Origin of the sequence: Paraburkholderia aspalathi (assembly GCF_900116445.1) — a bacterium.
Classification (GTDB): domain Bacteria; phylum Pseudomonadota; class Gammaproteobacteria; order Burkholderiales; family Burkholderiaceae; genus Paraburkholderia; species Paraburkholderia aspalathi.
The window spans coordinates 172,580-194,110 of record NZ_FPBH01000011.1; the positions used below are offsets into that span (position 1 = coordinate 172,580).

The 21,531-nt window shown below is 61.2% G+C and carries 23 protein-coding genes; 6 read left to right on the plus strand and 17 right to left on the minus strand.

Annotated elements, in window-relative coordinates:
• Positions 1–3 precede the first annotated feature (3 nt).
• Entirely contained in the window at positions 4–255 is a 252-nt protein-coding gene (locus tag BM438_RS18770; RefSeq protein ID WP_093636035.1) for a hypothetical protein, read from the minus strand.
• Between the two features lie 230 nt (positions 256–485).
• Between BM438_RS18770 and BM438_RS18775 the strand changes: the two genes are divergently transcribed.
• Positions 486–824, plus strand: a complete 339-nt coding sequence (locus tag BM438_RS18775; protein ID WP_234486890.1) for a DUF6566 family protein — start codon at positions 486–488, stop codon at positions 822–824.
• 72 nt (positions 825–896) lie between these two features.
• Here BM438_RS18775 and BM438_RS18780 read toward each other — a convergent pair whose 3' ends face one another.
• From BM438_RS18780 to rhaM, 7 genes are all read right to left on the minus strand, one after another.
• Entirely contained in the window at positions 897–1,256 is a 360-nt protein-coding gene (locus BM438_RS18780) for a host attachment protein (protein ID WP_244179394.1), read from the minus strand.
• 291 nt (positions 1,257–1,547) lie between these two features.
• Positions 1,548–2,555: a rhamnose ABC transporter substrate-binding protein gene (rhaS, locus tag BM438_RS18785; protein WP_093636040.1), complete on the minus strand. Its 1,008-nt coding sequence runs from the start codon at positions 2,553–2,555 to the stop codon at positions 1,548–1,550.
• 94 nt (positions 2,556–2,649) lie between these two features.
• On the minus strand, positions 2,650–3,666 hold the full coding sequence (locus BM438_RS18790) for an ABC transporter permease (RefSeq protein ID WP_093636042.1): 1,017 nt from the start codon (positions 3,664–3,666) through the stop codon (positions 2,650–2,652).
• Positions 3,659–4,717, minus strand: a complete 1,059-nt coding sequence (locus BM438_RS18795) for an ABC transporter permease (protein WP_093636044.1) — start codon at positions 4,715–4,717, stop codon at positions 3,659–3,661. Before BM438_RS18795 ends, BM438_RS18790 begins: the two co-directional genes overlap by 8 nt.
• Positions 4,714–6,243, minus strand: coding sequence for a sugar ABC transporter ATP-binding protein (locus tag BM438_RS18800; RefSeq protein WP_093636046.1), 1,530 nt, complete (start codon positions 6,241–6,243; stop codon positions 4,714–4,716). The genes BM438_RS18795 and BM438_RS18800 overlap by 4 nt, the downstream gene beginning before the upstream one ends.
• A 53-nt stretch (positions 6,244–6,296) precedes the next feature.
• Complete coding sequence (locus tag BM438_RS18805) at positions 6,297–7,190, minus strand: amidohydrolase family protein (RefSeq protein ID WP_093636048.1); 894 nt, start codon at positions 7,188–7,190, stop codon at positions 6,297–6,299.
• A gap of 31 nt (positions 7,191–7,221) precedes the next feature.
• Positions 7,222–7,545, minus strand: coding sequence for an L-rhamnose mutarotase (gene rhaM, locus BM438_RS18810; RefSeq protein ID WP_093636050.1), 324 nt, complete (start codon positions 7,543–7,545; stop codon positions 7,222–7,224).
• A 140-nt stretch (positions 7,546–7,685) separates the two neighbouring features.
• On the opposite strand from rhaM, the gene BM438_RS18815 reads away from it, so the two are divergent.
• On the plus strand, positions 7,686–8,684 hold the full coding sequence (locus BM438_RS18815; RefSeq protein ID WP_093636052.1) for a LysR family transcriptional regulator: 999 nt from the start codon (positions 7,686–7,688) through the stop codon (positions 8,682–8,684).
• Positions 8,685–8,699: 15 nt separating this feature from the next.
• Here the strand turns inward: BM438_RS18815 and lra1 are convergent, their stop codons facing one another.
• The 6 genes from lra1 to BM438_RS18845 all read right to left on the minus strand — a co-directional run bounded on the left by lra1 (position 8,700) and on the right by BM438_RS18845 (position 14,994).
• The gene (lra1, locus tag BM438_RS18820; protein WP_093636054.1) at positions 8,700–9,482 is read right to left on the minus strand and encodes an L-rhamnose 1-dehydrogenase Lra1; all 783 of its coding nucleotides are present in this window, start codon (positions 9,480–9,482) and stop codon (positions 8,700–8,702) included.
• 75 nt (positions 9,483–9,557) lie between these two features.
• Positions 9,558–10,736 (minus strand): L-rhamnonate dehydratase, encoded by a 1,179-nt coding sequence (gene rhmD, locus BM438_RS18825; protein ID WP_093636056.1) that lies wholly within the window; start codon positions 10,734–10,736, stop codon positions 9,558–9,560.
• A gap of 49 nt (positions 10,737–10,785) precedes the next feature.
• Entirely contained in the window at positions 10,786–12,114 is a 1,329-nt protein-coding gene (locus BM438_RS18830) for an MFS transporter (RefSeq protein ID WP_093636058.1), read from the minus strand.
• 97 nt (positions 12,115–12,211) lie between these two features.
• A complete protein-coding gene (locus tag BM438_RS18835) occupies positions 12,212–12,964 on the minus strand; it encodes an SDR family NAD(P)-dependent oxidoreductase (RefSeq protein WP_054035966.1) in 753 nt (250 codons plus the stop codon).
• Between the two features lie 172 nt (positions 12,965–13,136).
• Positions 13,137–14,384 (minus strand): MFS transporter, encoded by a 1,248-nt coding sequence (locus BM438_RS18840; RefSeq protein WP_093636061.1) that lies wholly within the window; start codon positions 14,382–14,384, stop codon positions 13,137–13,139.
• A gap of 301 nt (positions 14,385–14,685) precedes the next feature.
• Positions 14,686–14,994 (minus strand): hypothetical protein, encoded by a 309-nt coding sequence (locus tag BM438_RS18845; protein WP_093636063.1) that lies wholly within the window; start codon positions 14,992–14,994, stop codon positions 14,686–14,688.
• Positions 14,995–15,781: 787 nt separating this feature from the next.
• Between BM438_RS18845 and BM438_RS18850 the strand changes: the two genes are divergently transcribed.
• The gene (locus BM438_RS18850; protein WP_093636065.1) at positions 15,782–16,108 is read left to right on the plus strand and encodes an H-NS histone family protein; all 327 of its coding nucleotides are present in this window, start codon (positions 15,782–15,784) and stop codon (positions 16,106–16,108) included.
• 79 nt (positions 16,109–16,187) lie between these two features.
• On the opposite strand, the gene BM438_RS18855 is transcribed toward BM438_RS18850, so the two are convergent.
• The 3 genes from BM438_RS18855 to BM438_RS18865 form a co-directional block, all read right to left on the minus strand.
• Positions 16,188–16,709 carry an arsenate reductase/protein-tyrosine-phosphatase family protein gene (locus BM438_RS18855; protein WP_093636173.1) on the minus strand — a complete coding sequence of 174 codons (522 nt, stop codon included), beginning with the start codon at positions 16,707–16,709 and terminating at the stop codon, positions 16,188–16,190.
• A gap of 213 nt (positions 16,710–16,922) precedes the next feature.
• Positions 16,923–17,123, minus strand: coding sequence for a hypothetical protein (locus BM438_RS18860; RefSeq protein ID WP_093636175.1), 201 nt, complete (start codon positions 17,121–17,123; stop codon positions 16,923–16,925).
• Between the two features lie 194 nt (positions 17,124–17,317).
• Positions 17,318–17,998: a J domain-containing protein gene (locus BM438_RS18865; protein WP_093636177.1), complete on the minus strand. Its 681-nt coding sequence runs from the start codon at positions 17,996–17,998 to the stop codon at positions 17,318–17,320.
• A gap of 461 nt (positions 17,999–18,459) precedes the next feature.
• On the opposite strand from BM438_RS18865, the gene BM438_RS18870 reads away from it, so the two are divergent.
• The 3 genes from BM438_RS18870 (at position 18,460) to iaaH (ending at position 21,443) form a co-directional block, all read left to right on the plus strand.
• Entirely contained in the window at positions 18,460–19,119 is a 660-nt protein-coding gene (locus BM438_RS18870) for an NADPH-dependent FMN reductase (RefSeq protein WP_054035960.1), read from the plus strand.
• A gap of 477 nt (positions 19,120–19,596) precedes the next feature.
• Positions 19,597–19,812, plus strand: a complete 216-nt coding sequence (locus BM438_RS18875; RefSeq protein ID WP_093636067.1) for a transcriptional regulator — start codon at positions 19,597–19,599, stop codon at positions 19,810–19,812.
• A 176-nt stretch (positions 19,813–19,988) separates the two neighbouring features.
• Entirely contained in the window at positions 19,989–21,443 is a 1,455-nt protein-coding gene (iaaH, locus tag BM438_RS18880) for an indoleacetamide hydrolase (protein WP_093636069.1), read from the plus strand.
• Positions 21,444–21,531 lie beyond the last annotated feature (88 nt).

Sequence of the window (21,531 nt, forward strand, 5' to 3'; positions counted from 1 at the left end):
GAATCAACTATCGTCGACGTTGTCCGCATAGTGGTCAATAGTGACTTTGCATTCGTCCACAACGACCTGAAGGAAAGCGGGTTCATTTCTTTCAACCCATCGTTCCACATGGAGAAAGCGTGCCGTTCCCAGATCGGCGATGCGCGCCTGATCCGACGTTGTGACATCGACTGTGACGATCCCGCGGTTGCCCTGCAGCGGTGAGATCGTTGCGGCGATCTGGAACCGTCGATATGAAAGTTCATTCTGTGCCATAAAACCTCCCGTCAACCGAAAAATTTGAGCCTCACGATTCTTTTGTACTCGAAGTCTATGAGCAAAGTCACGTTGATGCGAACATGGGTTTCTCCGATGCTAGGTATTGGTGAAATACGTCTACCGGTTTGTCACTTAACCTCAATAATCCGCGTGTCGGACTGCTGGAGTTACGGCATGATGACGCTGGAAGAGAAGCCCGCACGCCGCGTTGCGGGCGGATATCGATCATGACCGCTGCAAAGGAGAGAACGATGCCAGCACGCACTGTTTCTTACGGCGAATTCGAAATCGCCGTGCGCCCTGAGCGCAACAAGCTCGGCGCCTGGATCGCAAGTGTGAGTGTGAGTCACGGCACCCGAACAGTCGTCGATATTCGTCCCATGACCGTTCAACCCGAGTGGCTAACCGAAGAAGAGGCGGCAAGAGACGGGGTCGAATGGGGATGCCGGTTCATCGATCGCGAGTTCAATACGCCGCCGTCGCGCTCCTGGGTTGCCGAGCGGTCTCATGCGGAAACCTGGTTCCGTGATGCAGAAGAATCGGGTAGCTCTGAAACCAGCGCGTAGATAACACACTGACACAGAAACCCTGCGAGGCCACGGATCGTGGCCTCGCAGGGTTAAGTGTGTGAAGGCCGATCAGTGTCGCCGCAGGTGCGCCTCGATTTCCCGGGCATTGAGCGTCGACAGATCCTCGCTGGTTTGCTCGAATATCAGTCGACGGGTTTCCTCGCTGAGATCCGCTTTGACCATGCCGAGAAATTTCGGCTCGATGGCAAGTCTTAGCCGATTGTAGAGTTGATGGAGCCGCCCTGCCTCCAGATACTCGGCAACGCGCTTCGCGAATTTCTCGCGATCCTTTTCCGTCAGCATCGTGCCGGTATATTCAGTGTTGATGAGACTTTCTTTTTCATGCAAGTCGAGCGTGAGCCCGGGCGTCTGGAAAACACGCGCACGGCCTCCGTCAGCCACAACAAGCCACGTCATTCCAATCATCATGCACCTCTAAGCAGGGATTTATCTGCGTGTACGGCATCCGTTCTGACTGCTCGCCTCCGTCCTCGCCGAAAACCGCGACCGCCAACTGCTGCGTCAATGATCATCCATGGTCCGAACGGCGATCACTCAAGATAGCAGTTCGGAGCCACCACGCCCACGGTCGATTTACCGATTCATAGTATAGGTCTTAAAGTTCACGCCGACGCCTCCCGCGCGTATCCGAAGCGGCTTCCGGTTTGGCCGGGAGGCACGCATATCCCGTACCCGAATTGCTGGGCCTTGGCTCGCTGGCTAGAAATTGAAGTTGTCGATATTGCTTGCGTCGAACGTGGCCGGCGGTCCGAGAATGATTTCGCCTTGCGGTCCGATCGTACGCTTGCCGAGCTTGCCGGCATCAAACGATTCGCCTTCCTTGCCGGCAATCGTCCCCGACGACAGCGCCGCTGCCGCATAGGCCGCCAGATAGCCGAGCTGATTCGGATCCCACAACTGGAACGCCTTGACGGTCCCGTTCTTCACGAACGCACGCATCTGATTCGGCGTGCCCAAGCCGGTCACCTGTACCTTGCCCTTGCTCGACGACGACGAGATGTAACGCGCCGCCGCTGCAATGCCCACCGTGGTCGGCGCAACGATCGCCTTCAGATTCGGATACGCCTGGAGCAAGCCTTGTGTTTCGACGAACGACTTCTGGTCGTCGTCATTGCCGTACGCGATCTTCACGAGCTTGATCTTCGAATACTCGGGCTTTTTCAACTCCTCCTGCATCCACTTGATCCAGGTATTCTGATTCGTCGCGTTAGGCGTGGCCGACAGCACGGCAAACTCGCCCTCCCCGCCCATCAGTTTTGCAACCAGTTGGATCTGGCCCCGCCCAATACCTTCCGCGTTCGCCTGGTTGACGAAAAGCTGACGCCCTTCAGGCGCCGTGTCCGAGTCGAAGGTCACGACCTTGATGCCTTGCGACATCGCTTTCTTCAGATACGGCACGACCGCGTTCGCGTCGTTGGCCGCGATCACAATTGCGTCCTGCCGCTGCGTGATCAGCGTATTGATGTACTGCACCTGCGACGATGCGCCCGCATCCGACGGCCCCACGACCTTGCCTACCCCGTTAAATTCCTTGATCGCGGCCATGCCGCCGTCGTCGGCAATCACTTCATAGGGGTTGTTGATCTGCTTCGGCACGAAGGCAATCTTCAGACCGCTTTTCAGGCCCGCCGCGGATGCGGCACAACTGATCGCGACCAGCGCAATGCAAAGCACAGTCTTGCCGGTGTGACGTAGAGGATTGAACATGAGGTGTCTCCTGCTTTGTTGTTGGACGACATGCTGTCCGGGTTGTCGGTATTTGGTATTGGGTATTTCTTGTGGAGCCGGTTATAAGAGAACGTTATAAAGAAGAAGCGGACTTCGCGATGAAACGCCGGTCACGCGCCGCACGCCAGCGCGCAACCAGATTGGGAATCAGCACCGAGGCCAGCAGCAGCACGCCGGTGACGATCGTCAGCGTTTCGCTCGACACGTCGTCGAGCGTCAGCGCGTTTTTCAGCACGCCGATAATCAGCAGCGAGAGCAGGACGCCGAACATCGAGCCGCGTCCGCCGAAAATACTCACGCCGCCGAACAGCACCGCCGCGATCACCGACAACTCGAAGCCTTCGCCGTTATCACCACGGGCGCTGGTGAAGCGCAGCGTGTAGACGACGCCCGCCAGCGCGCTCATCGCGCCGGACAGCACGAACAAACGCAGCCTGATCTTCGCGACCTCGATACCGGAGAAAGCCGCCGCGGTCGGATTCGCGCCGATTGCGTAGAGGCTGCGGCCGAACGCCGTGGACTGCAGCAGCACGGTAAACAGCACCGCGCCGACGATCACGATCGCAAAGGGCAACGGAATGAAAGTCGAGCCGACCGTATCCATGCCGAACGCCGTATAAGCTGCGGGAAAATCCGCGACCGCCTGATCGCCGAGCAACACATAAGCCAGACCGCGAAACAGCGCTAGCGTGCCGATGGTGACCGCGAGCGAAGGCAGGTTGAGTTTGACGATCACGAGGCCGTTCAGCAGACCCGCCAGCGCGCCGGCAATCAATACCAGCACGATCACGACCGGCATCGGCAAGCCCATGTGCCACAGCACGCCCATCAGTGCGCTGGACGCGCCCAGCACTGACGCCACCGAAAGATCGATTTCCGCGGCGACGATAATCAGCGTCATGGGCAGCGCCATCAATGCGATCTCGGTCAGATCGGCGAGGATATTGCTGACATTCGCACCCGTGAGAAAGACCGGCGACAACAAGCGCCCGAGCACGAGCGACAGGGCCAGTACGATGACCAGCAACACTTCCCATTGCAAGGGCGTTTCGCGTTTGCGCGTGAGCAGTGCCGAATCGGGTTTAGCCATGATCGCGTTTCCTCATCATGCGTTTGGCGACGGAGCGGGCCAGCAAGGTGTCGGCGGTAATGGCGGCGACGATCAGCGCACCCTGAATCGCCTGCTCCCAGAATGGCGAGACGTGCAGCACAACGAGCGCGATGCTGATCACACCCAGCACGAGCGCGCCAAGCGTGGCGCCAAGAATGGTGCCCACTCCACCGGTGATCGCCACGCTACCCACCACGGCGGCGGCAACGACCTGCAATTCGATGCCCTTTGCGGTGCTTGCATCGACGGTGCCGAAGCGAGCGAGCCACAATGCGCCCGCGAAACCGGCAATCGCGCCGGACAGCAGAAAACCCGCCATCACGCGACGTTCGACGTTCACGCCGGCAAGCCGCGCCGCCTCCGGATTCGAGCCGATGGCGTAGTGTTCGCGTCCCCCGCGAAACTGCTTCAGATAGACAGCCAGCCCCGCCAGCACGACGATTGCGATCAGCGCGAGCGTCGGTATGCCGAAGAAAGTGCCGGTAGCGAGACGGGAAAACGCGTCAGGCAAACTGGTCGCGTTGATCTGGCCGCCGTGTACCCATGCATAATCCGCGCCGCGAAAGATGTAGAGCGTGGAGAGCGTCGCCACCAGCGACGGCACGCGCCCCACGGCAACGAGCAATGCGTTGATACTGCCCGCCACCAATCCGATCGCGAGTCCGGCCAGCAACGCGACGATCACCGGCATATGCGGAAACGCGACGTACAGGCTGCCGACCGCATACGCGCTGATACCGACCGTCGACCCCACCGACAGATCGATATGCCGCATCAGGATGACCACGGTCATGCCGGCCGTCAGCAAGCTGATGATCGACACATTGAGCAAAACGTCGCGTAGATTCTGCAGATTCAGAAACTGCGGTTTCGCGAGCCCCGTGCCCACAATCAACAGAATCAGCACGACGAAGAGCGTTGTTTCGCGGCTCTTCGCGACGCCCGCAATAAAACCGCCTGGCGCACTGCCGGTGCGCTTGGGGGCTGACGCCTGAACCGGCGCGGGATGGGTCGTCGAATGGCGCATCATGCCGCGTTCCCCAAGGGTGGAATCGGTTGACCGAGCGCCGCACCCATGATGCGTTCTTCATCGGCTTCGGCGCGCGCTATGTCCGCGCTGATACGTCCCTCGTGCATGACCAGTACGCGATCGGCCATGCCGAGTACTTCCGGCAGTTCGCTCGAAATCATCAGCACGGCCATGCCGTCGCGCACCAGTTCCGCCAGCGCGCCATACACCTCGGCCTTGGCGCCGACGTCGATGCCACGCGTGGGTTCGTCGATGATCAGGACCTTGGGATTCGTGGCGAGCCACTTGCCCAGCACGACCTTCTGTTGATTGCCACCTGAAAGCGTGCCGACTGGCGCGTTCGGGTCACCCGCTTTGAGGCGCAAACGCGTGCCCCACTGATTGGCCAGTTGCGTTTCGCTTCGCGTGGAAATCAGCCCATGTTTGACCAGACGCCCGAGTACCGTCATCGAGGCATTGCGCGCGATGCTCAACTCCAGTGCCAAGCCTTGCTGACGACGGTCCTCCGGGACCAGCGCGAGACCGGCACGCACCGCGGCGGCCGGACTGCCGGCTGCAAGCCGTTTTCCGCCAAGCGAAATTTCACCCGAATCGAGGGGATCGATGCCGAAGATCGCGCGCGCCACTTCGCTGCGCCCCGCGCCGACGAGGCCCGCCAGCGCGACGATCTCGCCTGCGCGCACGTCGAAGGAAATGTCCTTGAATACGCCGATGCGCGTGAGTCCACGCACTGACAATCGCACTTCGCCCGGTGGCCGGTCGGCCTTCGGATAGAAGGTTTCCAGATCACGGCCCACCATCTTCGCGACGATGGATTCAGTGGTGAGATCGGCAGTGAGTCCGTCAAATACTTTCGCGCCGTCGCGCATGATCGTCACGCGTTGCGTCAATGTGAACACTTCGTCGAGCCGGTGCGTGATGAACAGAATCGCCACGTCACGCTCACGCAGCTTGCGCACGATTGCAAAGAGGCGCTCCACTTCGGGCAGCGACAAGGCGGCGGTCGGCTCGTCCATGATCAGCACGTTCGCGTTCAACGACAACGCCTTCGCAATTTCGATCACCTGCTGATCGGCAATCGAGAGCCCTCGCACCAGTTGATCCGCACGCAGATCGACCCCGAGCGAGGCCAGCAAACCATCCACTTCGCGGCGCATGGCGTCGTACTGAATGCGGCCGATCCGGTCGACCGGCTGCCGTCCCATGAAAATGTTCTCCGCGATCGAGAGATCGAAGAACAGCGTCGGCTCCTGATAGATCACGGCGAGGCCCGCATCGCGCGCTTCGGCAGGCGTCGCGAAGCGGCGCGCCACGCCGTCGACCAGCAGTTCACCGGTATCCGGTTGATGCACACCCGCGAGAATCTTCACGACCGTCGATTTGCCCGCGCCATTTTCGCCGAGCAACGCATGCACTTCGCCCGGCCACAACGCGAGATCGCCGTCGGACAACGCGCGGACCCGGCCGAATGATTTGCTCGCGTGCCGTAGTTCGAGCCTGGGCACAGCGGATGGGGATTGCTGCACTACGTGTCTCCTTCTTTTTTGCTTTCGGGAATGCGTCAGACGCGGCAGGTACGTCAGATACGATAAAAACGCTCCGCGTTACGGCAAAACAGCGCTTCTTTTTCAGCGTCGCTCGCGCCGTCGACGATCGCCGCATACGCGTGCCACAAATCCTGGTAAGAGCCGAACAATCGATCGACCGGAAAGTTCGACGCGAACATTGCGCGCTCGACGCCGAACGTATCGATCGTTTCGAGCACATAAGGCCGTAGGCTTTCGACGCTCCACTGATGATCGAACATGGCGAGTCCGCTGATCTTCACCGCGACGTTCCTGCAACCCGCGAGCATTCGCATACCGTCACGCCAGGCGCGATATCCAGCGACGCTGCTGCGATCCACGAACATGCCCGCATGGTTGACGATAAAAATCGTATCGGCATGCGCGCGCGCCAATGCTGCCGCCTCCTCCATCTGCGACGGATACAGTTGCAGATCGAATGACATGTCGTAACGGTGCAGCAAGGCAAAATGTTCGCGCCACTTCGACTCGCGCATGAAATGACGGCCTACGTAATCGAACAGCTTGTTCTCGTGCACATTCAGGATCTGCCTGATGCCACGCGTATTGGCGAACGACGCGTGCGCTTCGAGCAGTTCGGGTGCGTTCGCTGCGGACAGATCCACGGCGGCGACAATCGCATCCGGCATGCCGCGCGACGCCGGACGATCCGCAATGGACTGCAACCAGCGGGTTTCTTCGACCGGATCGGCAGGATCGTGATTCGCTTCCACGTGCACCAGTTTCAGCACCTCGATATCGCCCGCCTCTCGAAGCAGATCGTCGAGCAGGTAGTCGTGCTTCAGGTCGCGCGCGTCCCCCACGAACGACACACCCGGGTTTTCCAGCCACGGATAGCGATGCGTCTTCAGATCCCACAGATGGATATGCGAATCGACAACCTGCATGCGACACCCTCCGCCCATTGGGCAAGCACAGTCAGCTAAGCGAATTCAGACGAAAGACCGGCTCCAGCGGTTGCTGAAGCGGCGTATGGTCAGGGGCCGTCTGCATGATGTCGGCCATGTAATCCCACCATTTGCGCATCACGTCGAGCTGCGGCAGCGCATTCATGGTGTGATTCGTGCTGCGCGTCAGAATGGCGAACAGGTGATGCGAGTCTGCGTCGAAGAAGATCCGATAGTCGCGCACCCCGGCGTTGTGCAATGCATCAACCAGTTCAGGCCAGATTTGCGCATGACGTCGTTCGTATTCCTCGCGCATGCCGGGGTTGAGCACCATCCGGAAAGCGATTGTTTCCATTGCGGCCTGTCTCCCGTCGTATCCGGGCGCTTTCCCTGAGAAGCGTAGAAGCGTCTGGTACGACTATAATTCCTGCGTCGATAGCATCTCAATCCGTTGTTGGGATTGGGCGATCCACAAACCGAATCGCACCCGGAACCATGAGCCAACATTCAGCTGCCATCGCACTCGTCAATCGGCTCAAGTTCAAGCACCTCGCGCTGCTCGTCGCGCTCGACGACGCGCGCAATCTCCACCAGGCCGCCGAAGCCATCAACGTCGCGCAGCCCAGCGCGAGCCGCATGCTCGGCGACATCGAGGAAGCGTTCGGCTTCCTGCTGTTCGAGCGCAACGCACGCGGCATGACGCCCACGCCGCTCGGCGTGGTCACGCTGGCGTATGCGCGGCGCGCACTCGCCGAGCTGACCCGTTTTGCCGAAGACCTCGACGTCAAACGCCGTGGCGGACATGGACAGTTGACCGTCGGCGCGATCATGGGCGCCGCGCCCGATCTGCTGGCCATGGCAGTCGCCGCCCTGAAAACCGAGAGCCCTCTGCTGAACGTGCGCATTCTTGGCGAAACCAGCGACCAGGTCGTGCAATTGCTGCATCGCCGCGAAGTCGATCTGGCGCTTGGACGATTGACCAGCCCGCTGCAACACAACGACTTTAGTTTCGAGCCGCTCGCACGCGAGACTTTGCTGCTGGTGGTGCGTTCGGTGCATCCGCTGGCGCAGCGCTCGCGCATCACGTTGCGGGAGCTGATCGACTGGCCGTGGGTCGCGCAACCTGTTACCAGTCCGGCGCGCGTGCTGTTCGAAGAGGAACTCGCGCGTGCGGGTCTGGCGACACCCGTCAACCTGACAGAGTGCGCGTCGATCTTCGCCACGCTGCAATTGCTCGAGAACTACGACGCCGTGGCCATGCTGCCTGAATCCGTGGTGCGTGATCACGTGCGCGGCAAACTGCTGGTCGCGCTGTCGCTCGAGATCGGCAAGAGCCTCTCCGGCTTCGGCATTCTCACGCGCAAGGAAGAAGCCCTCGCCGAACCCGCGCTGCGATTTATCGATTTGCTGCGCGGCTTCTCGCGCAAGCTCGCACGCGATGATTCCAGCGCGACGGCGATTGAGCCTGTGATCGTATCCGCACCGGTTCATTGACGTCGACATCGCCCGTTACTGCAAGTTGACGAACAGGCCGCCGTCCACCAGCAGCGCGGCGCCTGTTACATAACGGGCACGGTCGGAGGCAAGGAATACCACGCAATCGGCGACGTCCTCCGGGCGGCCCAGTCTGCCCAGCGGAATACGTTTTTCGAAGTAGGCTTTTTTCGCTTCGTCGGCGAGATCTTCCGCGTTGAGGTCGGTCGCGATCGTGCCGGGCATCACCGAATTGCAGCGAATACCGTACGGCCCCAACGCCACCGCGCATGACTGCATCAACGAATGCACACCGGCCTTGGTCGGCGTGTAGTGGGTTTGCATGCCGCCGCCCACCAGAGCGCTGATCGAGCTCGTCGCCACGATCGCGCCGCCCGTGCCCTGCGCTTTCATCTGCTGCGCGGCGGCTTGCGTGACGTAGAACGCCCCGTTCAGATTGACTGCCACCGTCGACTCCAATACCTCGGGCGGCATGTCGAGAAAGGCGTGAAACGGGCAGATGCCGGCATTGCTCGCGAGCACATCGACTTTGTCGAAGGCTTCAACGGTGCGGCGAACAAGTTCCTGACCGGTTTCGCGTAAGGCAACGTTCCCTTCGATCGCGATCACGCGCCGCCCCAAGGCTTCAATTTCTCCGACCACTTCCGCGACGGCCGAACGGCGCCCATACGATGCGTCGTTATCGCCCCAGTAGTTGATCGCTACATCCGCCCCTTCGGTTGCGCACGCAACTGCTATCGCGCGGCCGATGCCACGCGAGCCGCCGGTAACGATCACAACCTTGTCCTTAAGCAACACGTCATTCTCCTGTTGGCTGGATCGATAAGATGTCTTGCGGGTTGAAATCTGGTCCAACCCACCTTCAATAAGCATTCAACGCGGATAAGGCCGCACCAGCGCGCACTCCGGATTGAGCCGCACACCAAAGCCCGGTGTGTCAGGCACTTTCATCCGTCCATTCACGGGGACCGGTTCATCGAGCAGCAGCGGCGTGAACATCGGCACGACTTCATCCGCCTTCGGCGCCATCATCAGAAACTCGGCGAACGGTGAGTTGTGCCGCGTGACGACGAAGTGATAGCTATACACCGATGAACCGTGCGGCACCACCATCACATTGTGAGCATCGGCGAGCGCGGAGATCTTGATGAGTTCGGTGATGCCGCCGCACCAGCCCACATCCGGCTGAATCAGATCGCAGCACTGCATCTCCAGCAGCATGCGAAAACCCCAACGCGTCGCTTCGTGCTCGCCGGTCGACACCATCATGCCGCGCGGCACGTTGCGGCGCAGTTCGGCGTAACCCCAGTAGTCGTCCGGCGGCAGGCACTCTTCGATCCATTTCAGACCGTACTCGTGCGCCGCCTGTGCGAGCCGCGTTGCATACGGTACGTCGAGGCTCATCCAGCAGTCGTACATCAGCCAGAAGTCATCGCCAACGCGACTACGCATCTCCGCGAGCTTCTCCAGATTCTTCTTCAGCCCCGCTTCGCCTTCAGCAGGACCGTGCCGCAACGGCAATTTTCCGCCGATAAAACCCATCTCCTTCGCGAGGTCCGGACGCGCGCCAGTTGCGTAGAACACGAGTTCGTCGCGCACCGGGCCGCCCAATAGTTGGTACACCGGCTCGTTACGCACTTTCGCAAGCAAATCCCACAACGCGAGATCGACGCCCGAGATCGTATTCAGCACCACGCCTTTGCGGCCGTAGTACAGCGTCGAGAAATACATCTGATCCCACATCTTCTCGATGTCGGTGACGAGCTGCCCCTCAAGAAAACGCGCGAGATGTTTTTCGACGATGAACGCGCCGATCTCACCGCCCGTCGTCACCGCAAAACCGACCGTGCCATCGCTCGCTTCGATCTCGACCACCAAGGTGCCGAGCACATTGATGCCGAACGACTGGCGGCTCTGGCGATACTCCGGATAACGCGCCATCGGCGTGGAAATGTGATCGTCGATCCAGTGTCCGTCGGGTTGATCGTGATAGTCCGCACCGCCACCGCGGACGATGAAGGCACGCACGTGCCGGATAGTAGGCATGGCCATGAAAAGGGCTCCGTTATGGGTGCGTCGAACGTGCAGCCAGAAAATGCGCCTAGCGGGCGCGGTGCAATAAGTGTTGGAAAGACCAGCTTGAATCGGCGCCGTCACGACGCAACAGCGTGCCGATCAGGAGCGCAGCCAGCAGACTCGACGCGCCCAATACGATCAGCCCCGCCGAGGTCGACGAAAACACGCGTTCCGCCGCGGTGCGCAGGCTCGGCGCAATAAATCCACCGAGGCCGCCGAGCGAATTGATCAGCGCGATCCCACCCGCCGCTGCGGCGCCCGTGAGGTAGCGCGTCGGAAATGTCCAGAACAGCGGTTGCGCCGCGATGAAACCACTAGCCGCGCAGCACAGCGCGATCAGGCCGATCGACGGGTTATGCGCGAGCCCCGAGGCACCGATGCCGAGACCCGCGAGCACCAGCAGCGCAACTGCCCAGCGCCGGTGTCCACCCGTACGATCCGCTCGACGCGGCACGTACCACGTCACGGCCAACGCACACAGCCATGGCAACGCACCGACGAGGCCCACGCGCAAACCGACCGTCGTGCCGAGCAAAGCCGCCACCTGCTGCGGCAAATAGAAGATCACGCCGTAGACACTCATCTGAATCAGCAGATAGATCGCTGACAGCAGCAACACACGGCGGTCCACCAGCGCTGCGAGAATATGACGCGGCCCATGCGCCGATGCGGCGAGCGCATCGTCGTCGAGCGCGCGGCGCAAGGTGGTGCGCTCCTGCGCGTCGAGCCACCGGGCGTCTTCGGGGCGGTTGTCGAGATACCAGAACGCCCATACGCCGACCACAGAGGCCATCGTCCCCTCGATCAGAAACAGCCACTGCCAGCCGGCCAAACCCATCGCGCCATGCAGTTCGAGCAAGGAACCCGACAACGGACTGCCGAAGATGAACGCCAGCGGCGCGCCGAAATAAAACACGCCCACCGCGCGAGCTCGCGCCGCTTGCGGAAACCAATGCGTCAGGTAATAGATCACGCCGGGGAAGAAACCCGCTTCGGCGACGCCGAGCAGAAAACGCAGCGAGTAGAAAGCGGTCGGCGTATGCGCAAGACACATTGCCGCCGAGACGAGCCCCCAGGTCACCATGATCCGGCACATCCACGCGCGCGCGCCGACCTTATGCAGCAGAAGATTGCTCGGTACTTCGAACAATGCATAACCGACGAAGAACACGCCCGCGCCGAAGGCAAAAGCCGCATTGGACAAACCCGTGTCGTGCTGCAACGCTTTCTGTGCGAAGCCGATATTGGCTCGATCAAGAAACGCCAGCACGTACATCAGCAACAGAAACGGCAACAGCCGGCGCATGACCTTGCTGTTGATCGCCTCCAGTGAAGCGGGCGAATGCGGATTCATGTCGTCTCCTTCGCAGAGCATGCGGGTCGCGCTCTGCGTTTTTTCTACCTTTTGCACTGCCACTGCTACTACTACGGCTTGGTGACGCTGTGACGACTCAATAAGTGGCGCGGCCGCCCGACAGGTCGAATACCGAGCCGGTGCTGAACGCGCAGTCTTCGGAAGAGAGCCAGAGAATCAGCGACGCCGCTTCTTCCGGCAACAGGAAGCGATTCATTGGAATCTTCGAGAGCATGTAGTCGATGTGCTGCTGCGACATCGAGTCGAAAATCTCCGTTTTCGCCGCTGCGGGCGTGACCGCGTTGACGAGGATGTTCTTCGTCGCTAGTTCTTTACCGAGGGATTTGGTCAGGCCGATGAGCCCGGCTTTGGAGGCGCTGTAGTGCGAGGCGTTCGGGTTGCCCTCTTTGCCGGCAACGGACGCTATATTAACGATCCGGCCGTAGCCCTGCTTGAGCATCTGCGGCACGACCGCGCGGCAGGTGAGATACGGGCCGATCAGATTCACGTCGATCACGCGGCGCCAGACCTCGGGGTCCAGCTCCCATGTCGTGCCGTTGCCGCCGGTGATGCCGGCGCAGTTGATCAGCACGTCGATCGCGCCATGGGCGGCGACCGTTTGCGCCACTGCCTGAACCACTGACGCTTCCTGGGTGAGTTCGACCGTGACGGCGGTGACTTTGCCCAGTTCGCTGAGTTCGCGCTCGCTGCGCGCGAGGCGTTCGGCGTCGATGTCCCATAGCGCGACCGACGCGCCCGAGTTCAACGCCCGTTGAGCCACTGCGTAGCCAATGCCGCGCGCGCCGCCGGTAATGGCGACAACACGCCCCTCCAGATCGATTCGATTCATCGCTGTGCTCCTGTAGCAGGCCCGGGAGGCTTGCCGTTCAGTTGTTGTATTTCTGCTGTCTCTGCTTTCGTCCAGCAAATATACGAGCGGTGCGATGCGCCAACAATCCGTGTATTGGAGGGGGCGATAACAAAAGCGGATCGGTGTGGGCGTGGTGCTCGACGCTTACCGGCTAGTCAGTACACGCCGGACAGACCACCGCTTTCGCGGGCACTTCCTGCTTGCTTCGTCCGAAACTCGCGAGCGCGGCGAGCCCCAGCAACGCTAGGCCGCTGCCAAAGAGAAAGTCCGCGGAAATGCCGACATGGTCGACCACCACACCGCCAATGAGCGATCCCAGCGCGATGGCAACCTGAATGATGCTGACAAACAGCGCCGAGCCTGCTTCGGGCGAATCCGGCGTGGCGCGCTGAATCCAGATGCTCAAACAAAGCGGCAATGCGCCGAACGAAACACCCCACGCGAGCACGAGCGCGGCGATGCCGATCGGCGATTGTTCCAGCAAAGGCATTGCCAGCAGCGCGAACATTAGCAGAGAAACCATCACGCCCAGAGACACTTTCAGATTGTGCGTCACCGTCGACGATACGGCGAAGTTCGAGAAGAAGCCAATAATGCCGAAGCCGAGCAGCAGCCACGTAATCGTCGACATCGAAAAACTCGCGTTGTGCAGCAGGAACGGCGTGATGTACGTGTACGAGGAGAAATGCGCGCCGAAGACGAGCGCCACCATCAGCATGCTTCTACGCGGATGCGGGCGGCGCAGCAGCGCAACCAGATCGCGCAGCCGCAATGCGGTGCTCGACGGCAAGGACGGCACGAAAACGAACTGCGCCACGAGCGCGATCGCGACAAGCACGCCGGTTGCCATAAACGAAGCACGCCACGAAGCGAAGCTGGCGATGAACGTGCCGAGCGGCACACCGATCACTGTCGCGCAGGTCACGCCGGTCAGGATCGTCGCCATCGCTTTGGCCGAATCCTTCGGCTGCACGAGGCGCCCCGATGCCGCAGTCGCCAGGGTCCAGAAGCCGCCCAGCGCCGCGCCGAGCAACGCGCGTCCGACCAGCATGACCAGGAAATCGGGCGCAAAGGCCGAAATCAGATTCGACGCGAGCAGCAAGGCCGTGAGCAACAGAAACACGCGCCGGCGATCCATCCGTCCGGCCACCAGCATCAATCCGGGCGCCGAGATGGCGGCAATCACGCCCGGCACCGTGACCATCAATCCTGCAGTGCCAGGCAGCACACCCAGATCCGCCGCGATACGCGGCAGCAGGCCAACAGGTAAAAATTCCGTGGTCACGAATGCGAACGCACCGATTGCAACGGCCACGACGGCGAGCCAGGAACGCAGGGACGACGAAGCCCCATCGTCCGGCGAGGCAATGCTCGCCGGCAGATTATCTTCCATCAACATAGTATTGTTTGCGAGTAACTAAACAACGGGTGGGATTGGAGCAGTCACACCGGACTAATCAAATCGCAGACGGCAAGTCATGAATAAAAAAGCAGGCGGTATTGGCCTGCTTATGATTGCGATCGGAAAAGACAGCGGGTGAAAACCTGAATGGAAGACACCTTAACATCGTATTAAATCGCCCGCTGACGACTCCGTAAAATTGCACTCGGGCGTGTGGGTATTCCGATCAGGGTGCCGTACGTGGATGGAAGTGGAAGCGGTGCGCTCTGTCCCCACCGCCTCCTGAACTGCCGGCCTGCTACTGGCCAAAATAGATCCTGCATTGCGGCCCGGAAGCGCACGGCCGCTCCTGTCGGCCTCCCACTTCCGTCGCGCCTGCAGCCACTCCGCCATAGGAGACGTTCTGCACCGCCTGCCCGGCCGGCATCACGGTCCGCACAGTGTCACCGTACGACATGTCGGTGGTGGCTTGCGCTGATTCGTTTGCGTTCTGCATGAGCGCCTGGCCCGATACGGCCTGGCCCTGCTGGCCATCCAGTGCGCCGGCTGTGCTCGGCGCCAGAAACAGAGCGGTGCTTGCCAACGCCATCAATAAACGTAGTTTCATGTCCAGACTCCTCGAATCCGGCGCAGCAGCGCTTATCCCCTTCGAAAAAGAATTGATCCGCGAAAAAACGTCGTGTCATGAAATCGAACTAACTCACTGCCGAACTGACAAACGGGCGAATGCCTATGCGGGACTGCTGCGGCGAGTCACCGAACTAAATGAGTAAATAGTTGCCAGACCTGAAACCGATGTCGGGCGTGCGCGCACGGCTAGCCGGAAACGGTCGCCACCAGGCTGGAAACGCAGATTGTTGCTCCGCTGTTCCGTTATAGCTCGGCCACTCAGGATTTCAATCCCGGCGGTGCGGACGGCCTTAGTGGCACCCGCCGCCGCTCAATCGGCTGCATGCAGTAACAAAATCAGGCCGGCAGGCGCGTGCGTTACCCGAACAGTGCGTTATGATGCTGGCATAACGCACAAAAATCGGCCCCGCGCGAGGCACCGGCGAGAGACGGAGCGTGGACTTGAGGCCGACTGTTCGCAATCATTGCATTGTCATCACCGTTTTTTCCATTGCGGCCGTAGGGCTTACCCAGCCGTACCTGCCGCGCGGCGGAGCGCTTGAATATTCACTGATTGGCACAGTCAGCCTTATAGCCGGCCTTGTTGGACATATGCTGTACCGCAATGTATGGGGCGACGTTCTTTGACGCAGCCACTGGAATTTCCTTCGATCAATAACCTGACCGCGAGCGGACCCCATATACATGGGCTCGATGCTTTCGCGGCTTCCCCTTGCAATCTGTAACTGACAGAACGCCGGACGCTTTAGAAGGACGAATATCTTATGGACGAAAGGAAGCGAGATAGCATGATTGCGTATCTCCGCCACCGCATGGAAGAGTTTGGTATCAAACCAGAAGACCTCGCCGCCGTGCTGGCGGCCGAACCGAAGGGGCAAAAAGCTGAACGCTACCGCAGCGCAACGGGAGATAGCTGGGACGGCCAGGGTGAAATGCCCCAATGGCTTAAACAGGCAATTAGCGCTGGTCAATCAATCGACCACTTCGAATTATCGGCCACGCCGGCACCCGCCCCGCAGCCGAAAAAACAGGTGGATTGGCTAAACGACCCATTCGCGGGAAGTCCGCTTGCGCGCCCGAACAACCGCTAAGCCGTCTGATCGCCACACCGCCAGAGCAAAGGCATAACCCCGAGGCATCACCCCGTACTGGCTGACGCGCCGGGGCCGTTCACACGTTGCACTGAATGGCGGGATTCGTTGCGCCGTTCAGCGATGCACACGACGCGTCGCCGGTACAAGCCGGCGCCGCCGCGTACTGCGGCAATTCGATAAACGTGCTGAGCTGCCGGACTATCTGCCAGAAGACCTTTTCAAACGAACGGACGCGCTCCGGCTCGAGCATGCCATCGGCAAGCGGATCGGCGAAGTTCCAGCTACACAACGCAGGGTCTCCCGGAAAGCGCGGCGCATGATGCCTGGCGACGCACGCGTCCATGGCAATGACGAGGTCCATCCGCGGCGCCCATTCACCGGTGAATTCCAGCCAGCTTTTCGGGCAGAGCACGCCGAGGTCCGATATACCGGGCCGCAATTGCGCGATCGCAATAGGGTGAACACGCGCGGCCGGCTCCGGCCCCGCGCTGAACGCTTCGAACCGGTGTCCAGCCAGTTCGCGCAGTAAAGCTTCGGCAATGATGCTGCGTGCTGAATTCTCGCGACAGAGAAACAGCACCTTGTATTTTTTGGTCACGCTCACCCCGAGTTTTTTTATCTCTCTCTATGCGCAATTATGCCGGCCTAGTCTTGCGTCCCCGTGACACTACGATGACGTAAATTGTTGCGCCACAAGAATTTGTATCAGGGCGCTCGATCCACGGATATCGCGCGCTGCATTGGCGACAAAGTTTAGCAGCGCAAAGTCGAATCTTTCATTAAGCCGACAATTTTTCGCGGCGGCGCCTCCTCATACGGAAGCGCCGCTGTCGCGGTGTTCGGACACGATTCGATTGGCGGCGTCGCTTGCGCCGTCCGACGCAGCCGGTGAAGTTTCGAACAACATCGCCGCAGGCTGCGCGCTGATCGACTTGACGCCGTTCGCAATGCCGGGCGCCGCGACGTACGGGATAAACGCCGCCATCGCAACGACAAAAATAAAAGTAACCATGGCCGTCGTGCCTCTCGGAATCTGCAACATGGAGGTCAAGCGAAGCGGGTCATTCGCGGGGGGAAGTGGAGTCGGCGACAATGACACATGTCACGGACGTCTCATTGATTCTAGAAGCGGATATACCGACGCCGAAGGCCGCCCTCTATATCAATTCGGCCTACGTGTGGGGTCTTTCGGCCAGAACTGTCTGTTCAAAACCGCAAGCCGTTCAGGAACTGAAACCAGAGTCCACCCAGTACGCCGGCCGGATGGGCGTCGCTGGCATTTTCTTCGCGCTTGCCCGAGTTGGCGGGCTTACCTGAGGCGTCACGATTGGCGGCATCGTCGTTCACCGTCGTTGCCTCCGCTTTCGCTGAAACGTCGGGGACGTCCACCGCCTTTGCTGCCGCTTCGGCGGCAGCCGCCGCCTTCTCTGCCTCGCGCCGCGCCGCCTGCAAGGCAGACACGCTGTCGGCGATCTGCGCGGCCCGCTGCGCCTCGCATCGACGTCCTAGCAGCACGCCGAACAGCACGTCGCGATTGTGGCCGTCGTCGGCGAAACGCATGGCGAGCGACACCATCTCGGCGTAGGCCGCTTCGTCCGCGGCACGTACCGCCGCTTCACGTTCGGCCTGCGCTTTTTGCTGGCGGGCACGCTGCGCTTCCCAGCCACGCATCTGCTCGGCATAGACTGCGTCATACACCTTGCGCTGCGCGGCGTCGGAGAGAATCGCATACGCGTCCTTGATTTCCTGGAAAGTAGCGCGCGCAACTTCCTCGGCGCCGTTGTTGCGATCCGGATGCCATTTCATCGCGGCCTTGCGATAAGCCCGCTTGATTTCTTCGTCCGTGGCGTGCGCGTGCACACCAAGCGTGTCATACAGGGTTGCCATTGCTTGTTCGACCTCGCCGTGATTCGCGTTGCGGACCATCGTAGCATGCAAAAAACGGCTTTATCGTGAAGCGGCACGCGCGGGCGCCGCTGAAAGTCCAGACGAAAAAAAGGCCTCGCCACTTACGTAGCGAGGCCGAGTCCCATGTCAAGGAGATGTCATGGAGGAGACGACTCGATCATAGCCGCGTGTCATCGCGCCCCCAAACAATGGTTCGCCATATGCTTATCGGGGGCCGCCTCAACTGCATTGCACAGGGCGGCGTATCGGTTGCGATACATCCGTCAAACGGCCCACTGAGCCGCCGATAACCCCGCGCGGTTATATCGTTAGAACAAAAAGTCGCTTCGCCCGGCTCGCGGCGGTCATTAAGATGACACTTCAAAGTCCGGTTCGCCCCGGTTCGTCTACGCGCAGCCCCGCGCCAGCGTCCCGTGAGCCGTTACCGAAGGAGCATTTCGTTGACCAGTTTCGACCATCATCGCCGGCCGCTCGTAATCGGCATCGGCGGCACGACACGTGCGGCGTCGTCGACCGAGCGCGCGCTCGGCTTTGCGCTGCGTGGCGCGGAAGCCGCAGGCGCGAATACCCGCCTGTTCGGCGGCACCTTCCTGCATAGCCTGCCCCACTACGCTCCGGAAAACCCTCAACGTACCGCCGAACAGCTTGAGCTGATCGAAGCCGTGCGCCATGCGGACGCGCTGATCATCGCGACGCCCGGTTATCACGGCGGCGTCTCGGGCCTCGTCAAGAACGCACTCGACACGCTCGAAGAACTGCGCGCCGATGAACGGCCGTATCTGGATGGCCGCGCGGTCGGCTGTATCGTCACCGCTTATGGCTGGCAGGCTGCCGGCTCGGTGCTGACGTCGCTGCGCTCGATCGTCCACGCGTTGCGCGGCTGGCCGACCCCGTTCGGCGCCGGGATCAACACGCTGGAAACACGCTTTGACACGGTCGATAGTTGTTCCGACGCCAAGGTCGTCGATCAGCTCGCCACAGTCGGCCAACAGGCCGCGCAATTCGCCCTGGCGTTCAACGCGCATCGCACGCCGACGGCCGCGCCGCTCGGCAATGCAGTCAAGGAAGCGCAACCCGCCAGATTGCTGCACGCGGTTTAACGCCTTTGCGTACGACGTCGAGGACCCACGCTTGTGGGGTCCCCGACGCACTTGCGTTTGCGTTGAGCCGGCGGCCATCCCACTGCCTCGACGAACCATTCGACGCATGCGTGCGCTTGCCTCCTCTCCCCGCTAACCGCAGCATCCTCCGACGATACTTTTAAGGCTGACAAGTCACGCCGAGCGCGCTCGAACGCGCTCGTGTTTCCGCTGGTCCAAACCGTGCGCCACACAACAGACCGCTCTCCCACAACGCCGGATAGTGTGTTCGAACGCTGCGACTATGGTCCGATCCGGTCTCCTGAAGACCGTTCCCGAACCTCGCTGATTTGCTTACGACGAAAGATTGGTTCACCCGCTGCGCGGCGCGGCCTACGCTTGATCCTGCCCGCTCACCACCGGTTGCCTGACGCACAGGGTTGCGTCCCGCGCGCCGGCTCCTTAGCAATACACGCGGGCACACTCACTGCCACGATCATGAATTCAAATATCCGCTACAAGGGCTACGAAGTCGCACCGGCTGCGCAACGGCTGCCCAACGGCCTGTTCGCCGCCAACCTGACCATCGAAAAAACGTCTGCAAGTCAAGGCCAGGCTTACTCGTTCGACGCACTCGATTATTTCTTCGACGAAGAGCACGCGCTCGCCTACGCGTTCCGCTGGGGACGCATGTGGATCGACAGCCGGCAATAGCACGCCGGCAGACTCGTCTGATAGTACCCAGGCGGTGACGCATGGTCTCGCACGCAGAACCTGAGGGCCGGTTGGCCTGCGAGCCGGCGAACGCGAGCCACCTTGCGCCACCGGGCGTCGATTTTTAAGCGGCTGTGCCAGAATAGGCGACACCTCAGTTAAAGGAGACGCCTGCGATGACATGGACCGTCGATCAACAGTTGGCCCTAACCGCAACCGAAGCGGTCGCCGCGATCCAGTCCGGGCGCCTCAAAGCCGCCGACTATATGGCCACGCTGCTGGCGCGCGCGGCGTCGCTCTCTAGCCTCAATGCGCTCACCACGCTCGATCTCGACGGCGCGCTGGCTGCCGCGCAGCGCATCGATGCCTTGCCGCCCGAAGCAAAAGCGCAATTGCCGCTCGCCGGTTTGCCCATCGTCGTGAAGGACAACATCAACACGGCCGGCTTGCAAACCTCGGCGGGCACCCCCGCGTTGGAAGGCTTCGTGCCGAAGACGAACGCGCCTTCGGTGCAACGGCTTCTCGATGCCGGCGCGATCATCCTCGGCAAAGCCAACATGCACGAACTCGCGTTCGGCATCACCAGCACCAACTTCGCCACGCACGCCGGACCGGTGCGCAATCCGTACGACCCCACGCTGATTCCTGGCGGCTCGTCGGGCGGCACCGCCGCCGCGATCGCCGCGCGCATCGTGCCCGCGGGTCTCGGCACTGACACCGGCGGCTCGACGCGCATTCCGGCTGCGTTGACCGGCATCGCGGGGTTTCGTCCGTCGGTGGGTAACGGTGGTGCTGAACGGCGCTATCACGATCCGGGTGCCGTCGTGCCGATCAGCCATACGCGCGATACGGTAGGGCCGATGGCGCGCACGGTTGCCGACATCGCGTTGCTCGACGGCGTGATCACCGGAGCGGGGGCGCTGCCCACACTCACGCTGAACGGTTTGCGCATCGGCCTGCCCGAGCCGCTCTGGGAAGGGCTCGAAAAGCAGGTGGAAGACGTCGCGCGCGCCGCCTTGCGCCGCCTCGAAGCAGCGGGCGTCATCTTCGTGCCTGTAGCGATGAGCGAACTGGAGATCTTGAACGGCCATGTCGGTGGACCGATCGCGATCCACGAGCCGCGCGAAGACGTGCTCGCCTGGCTCGTCGCCAATAACGCGCCGGTAAAGACAGTCAAAGAATTGGCAGCCCGCATCGCGAGCCCTGACGTGCGCGCGATCTACGACGGCGTGCTCGCCGACGTACTCGGTGCTCATTACGACGCAGCGCTGAAGCAATGGCGACCGCGCTTGCAGCAGTATGTCGCCGCGACTTTCGCGGATGAGCGTCTCGATGCGCTGCTGTTCCCGACCACGCGCCTCGCCGCGGTGCCGATCGACGACCTGAACGGCTCGTCGACAGTATCGATCGATGGCGCCGCGCCAATCGATACGATGGACGCGTTCCTGCGCAATACCGACCCGGCCAGCACGTCCGGCATTCCGGGCTTATCGCTGGCGGCGGGGATGACTGCCGGCGGCCTGCCGGTCGGCCTGGAACTGGATGGTCCGCTCGGCGAGGACCGACGGTTGCTGGCGATCGGCGTCGCCTTCGAGCAATTGCTCGGCGTGCTGCCGGCGCCAGCGCTCTGACGGTTCTGAAAATGCCGTCGAAGGTGCCGTTGAAGATGCCATTGAAGATGTCGCTGAACACTCCAGTAAAAAAATGCCGATCCGCATG

Coding starts and splice junctions, on each gene's coding strand:
- iaaH (WP_093636069.1), top strand. CDS start 19,989: ATGACATGGACCGTCGATCAACAGTTGGCCCTAACCGCAACCGAAGCG.
- BM438_RS18850 (WP_093636065.1), top strand. CDS start 15,782: ATGGACGAAAGGAAGCGAGATAGCATGATTGCGTATCTCCGCCACCGC.
- BM438_RS18875 (WP_093636067.1), top strand. CDS start 19,597: ATGAATTCAAATATCCGCTACAAGGGCTACGAAGTCGCACCGGCTGCG.
- BM438_RS18770 (WP_093636035.1), bottom strand. CDS start 255: ATGGCACAGAATGAACTTTCATATCGACGGTTCCAGATCGCCGCAACG.
- BM438_RS18795 (WP_093636044.1), bottom strand. CDS start 4,717: ATGATGCGCCATTCGACGACCCATCCCGCGCCGGTTCAGGCGTCAGCC.
- BM438_RS18815 (WP_093636052.1), top strand. CDS start 7,686: ATGAGCCAACATTCAGCTGCCATCGCACTCGTCAATCGGCTCAAGTTC.
- rhaM (WP_093636050.1), bottom strand. CDS start 7,545: ATGGAAACAATCGCTTTCCGGATGGTGCTCAACCCCGGCATGCGCGAG.
- BM438_RS18830 (WP_093636058.1), bottom strand. CDS start 12,114: ATGAATCCGCATTCGCCCGCTTCACTGGAGGCGATCAACAGCAAGGTC.
- BM438_RS18835 (WP_054035966.1), bottom strand. CDS start 12,964: ATGAATCGAATCGATCTGGAGGGGCGTGTTGTCGCCATTACCGGCGGC.
- BM438_RS18860 (WP_093636175.1), bottom strand. CDS start 17,123: ATGGTTACTTTTATTTTTGTCGTTGCGATGGCGGCGTTTATCCCGTAC.
- BM438_RS18775 (WP_234486890.1), top strand. CDS start 486: ATGACCGCTGCAAAGGAGAGAACGATGCCAGCACGCACTGTTTCTTAC.
- rhmD (WP_093636056.1), bottom strand. CDS start 10,736: ATGGCCATGCCTACTATCCGGCACGTGCGTGCCTTCATCGTCCGCGGT.
- BM438_RS18805 (WP_093636048.1), bottom strand. CDS start 7,190: ATGCAGGTTGTCGATTCGCATATCCATCTGTGGGATCTGAAGACGCAT.
- BM438_RS18840 (WP_093636061.1), bottom strand. CDS start 14,384: ATGTTGATGGAAGATAATCTGCCGGCGAGCATTGCCTCGCCGGACGAT.
- rhaS (WP_093636040.1), bottom strand. CDS start 2,555: ATGTTCAATCCTCTACGTCACACCGGCAAGACTGTGCTTTGCATTGCG.
- BM438_RS18790 (WP_093636042.1), bottom strand. CDS start 3,666: ATGGCTAAACCCGATTCGGCACTGCTCACGCGCAAACGCGAAACGCCC.
- BM438_RS18780 (WP_244179394.1), bottom strand. CDS start 1,256: ATGATGATTGGAATGACGTGGCTTGTTGTGGCTGACGGAGGCCGTGCG.
- BM438_RS18845 (WP_093636063.1), bottom strand. CDS start 14,994: ATGAAACTACGTTTATTGATGGCGTTGGCAAGCACCGCTCTGTTTCTG.
- BM438_RS18865 (WP_093636177.1), bottom strand. CDS start 17,998: ATGGCAACCCTGTATGACACGCTTGGTGTGCACGCGCACGCCACGGAC.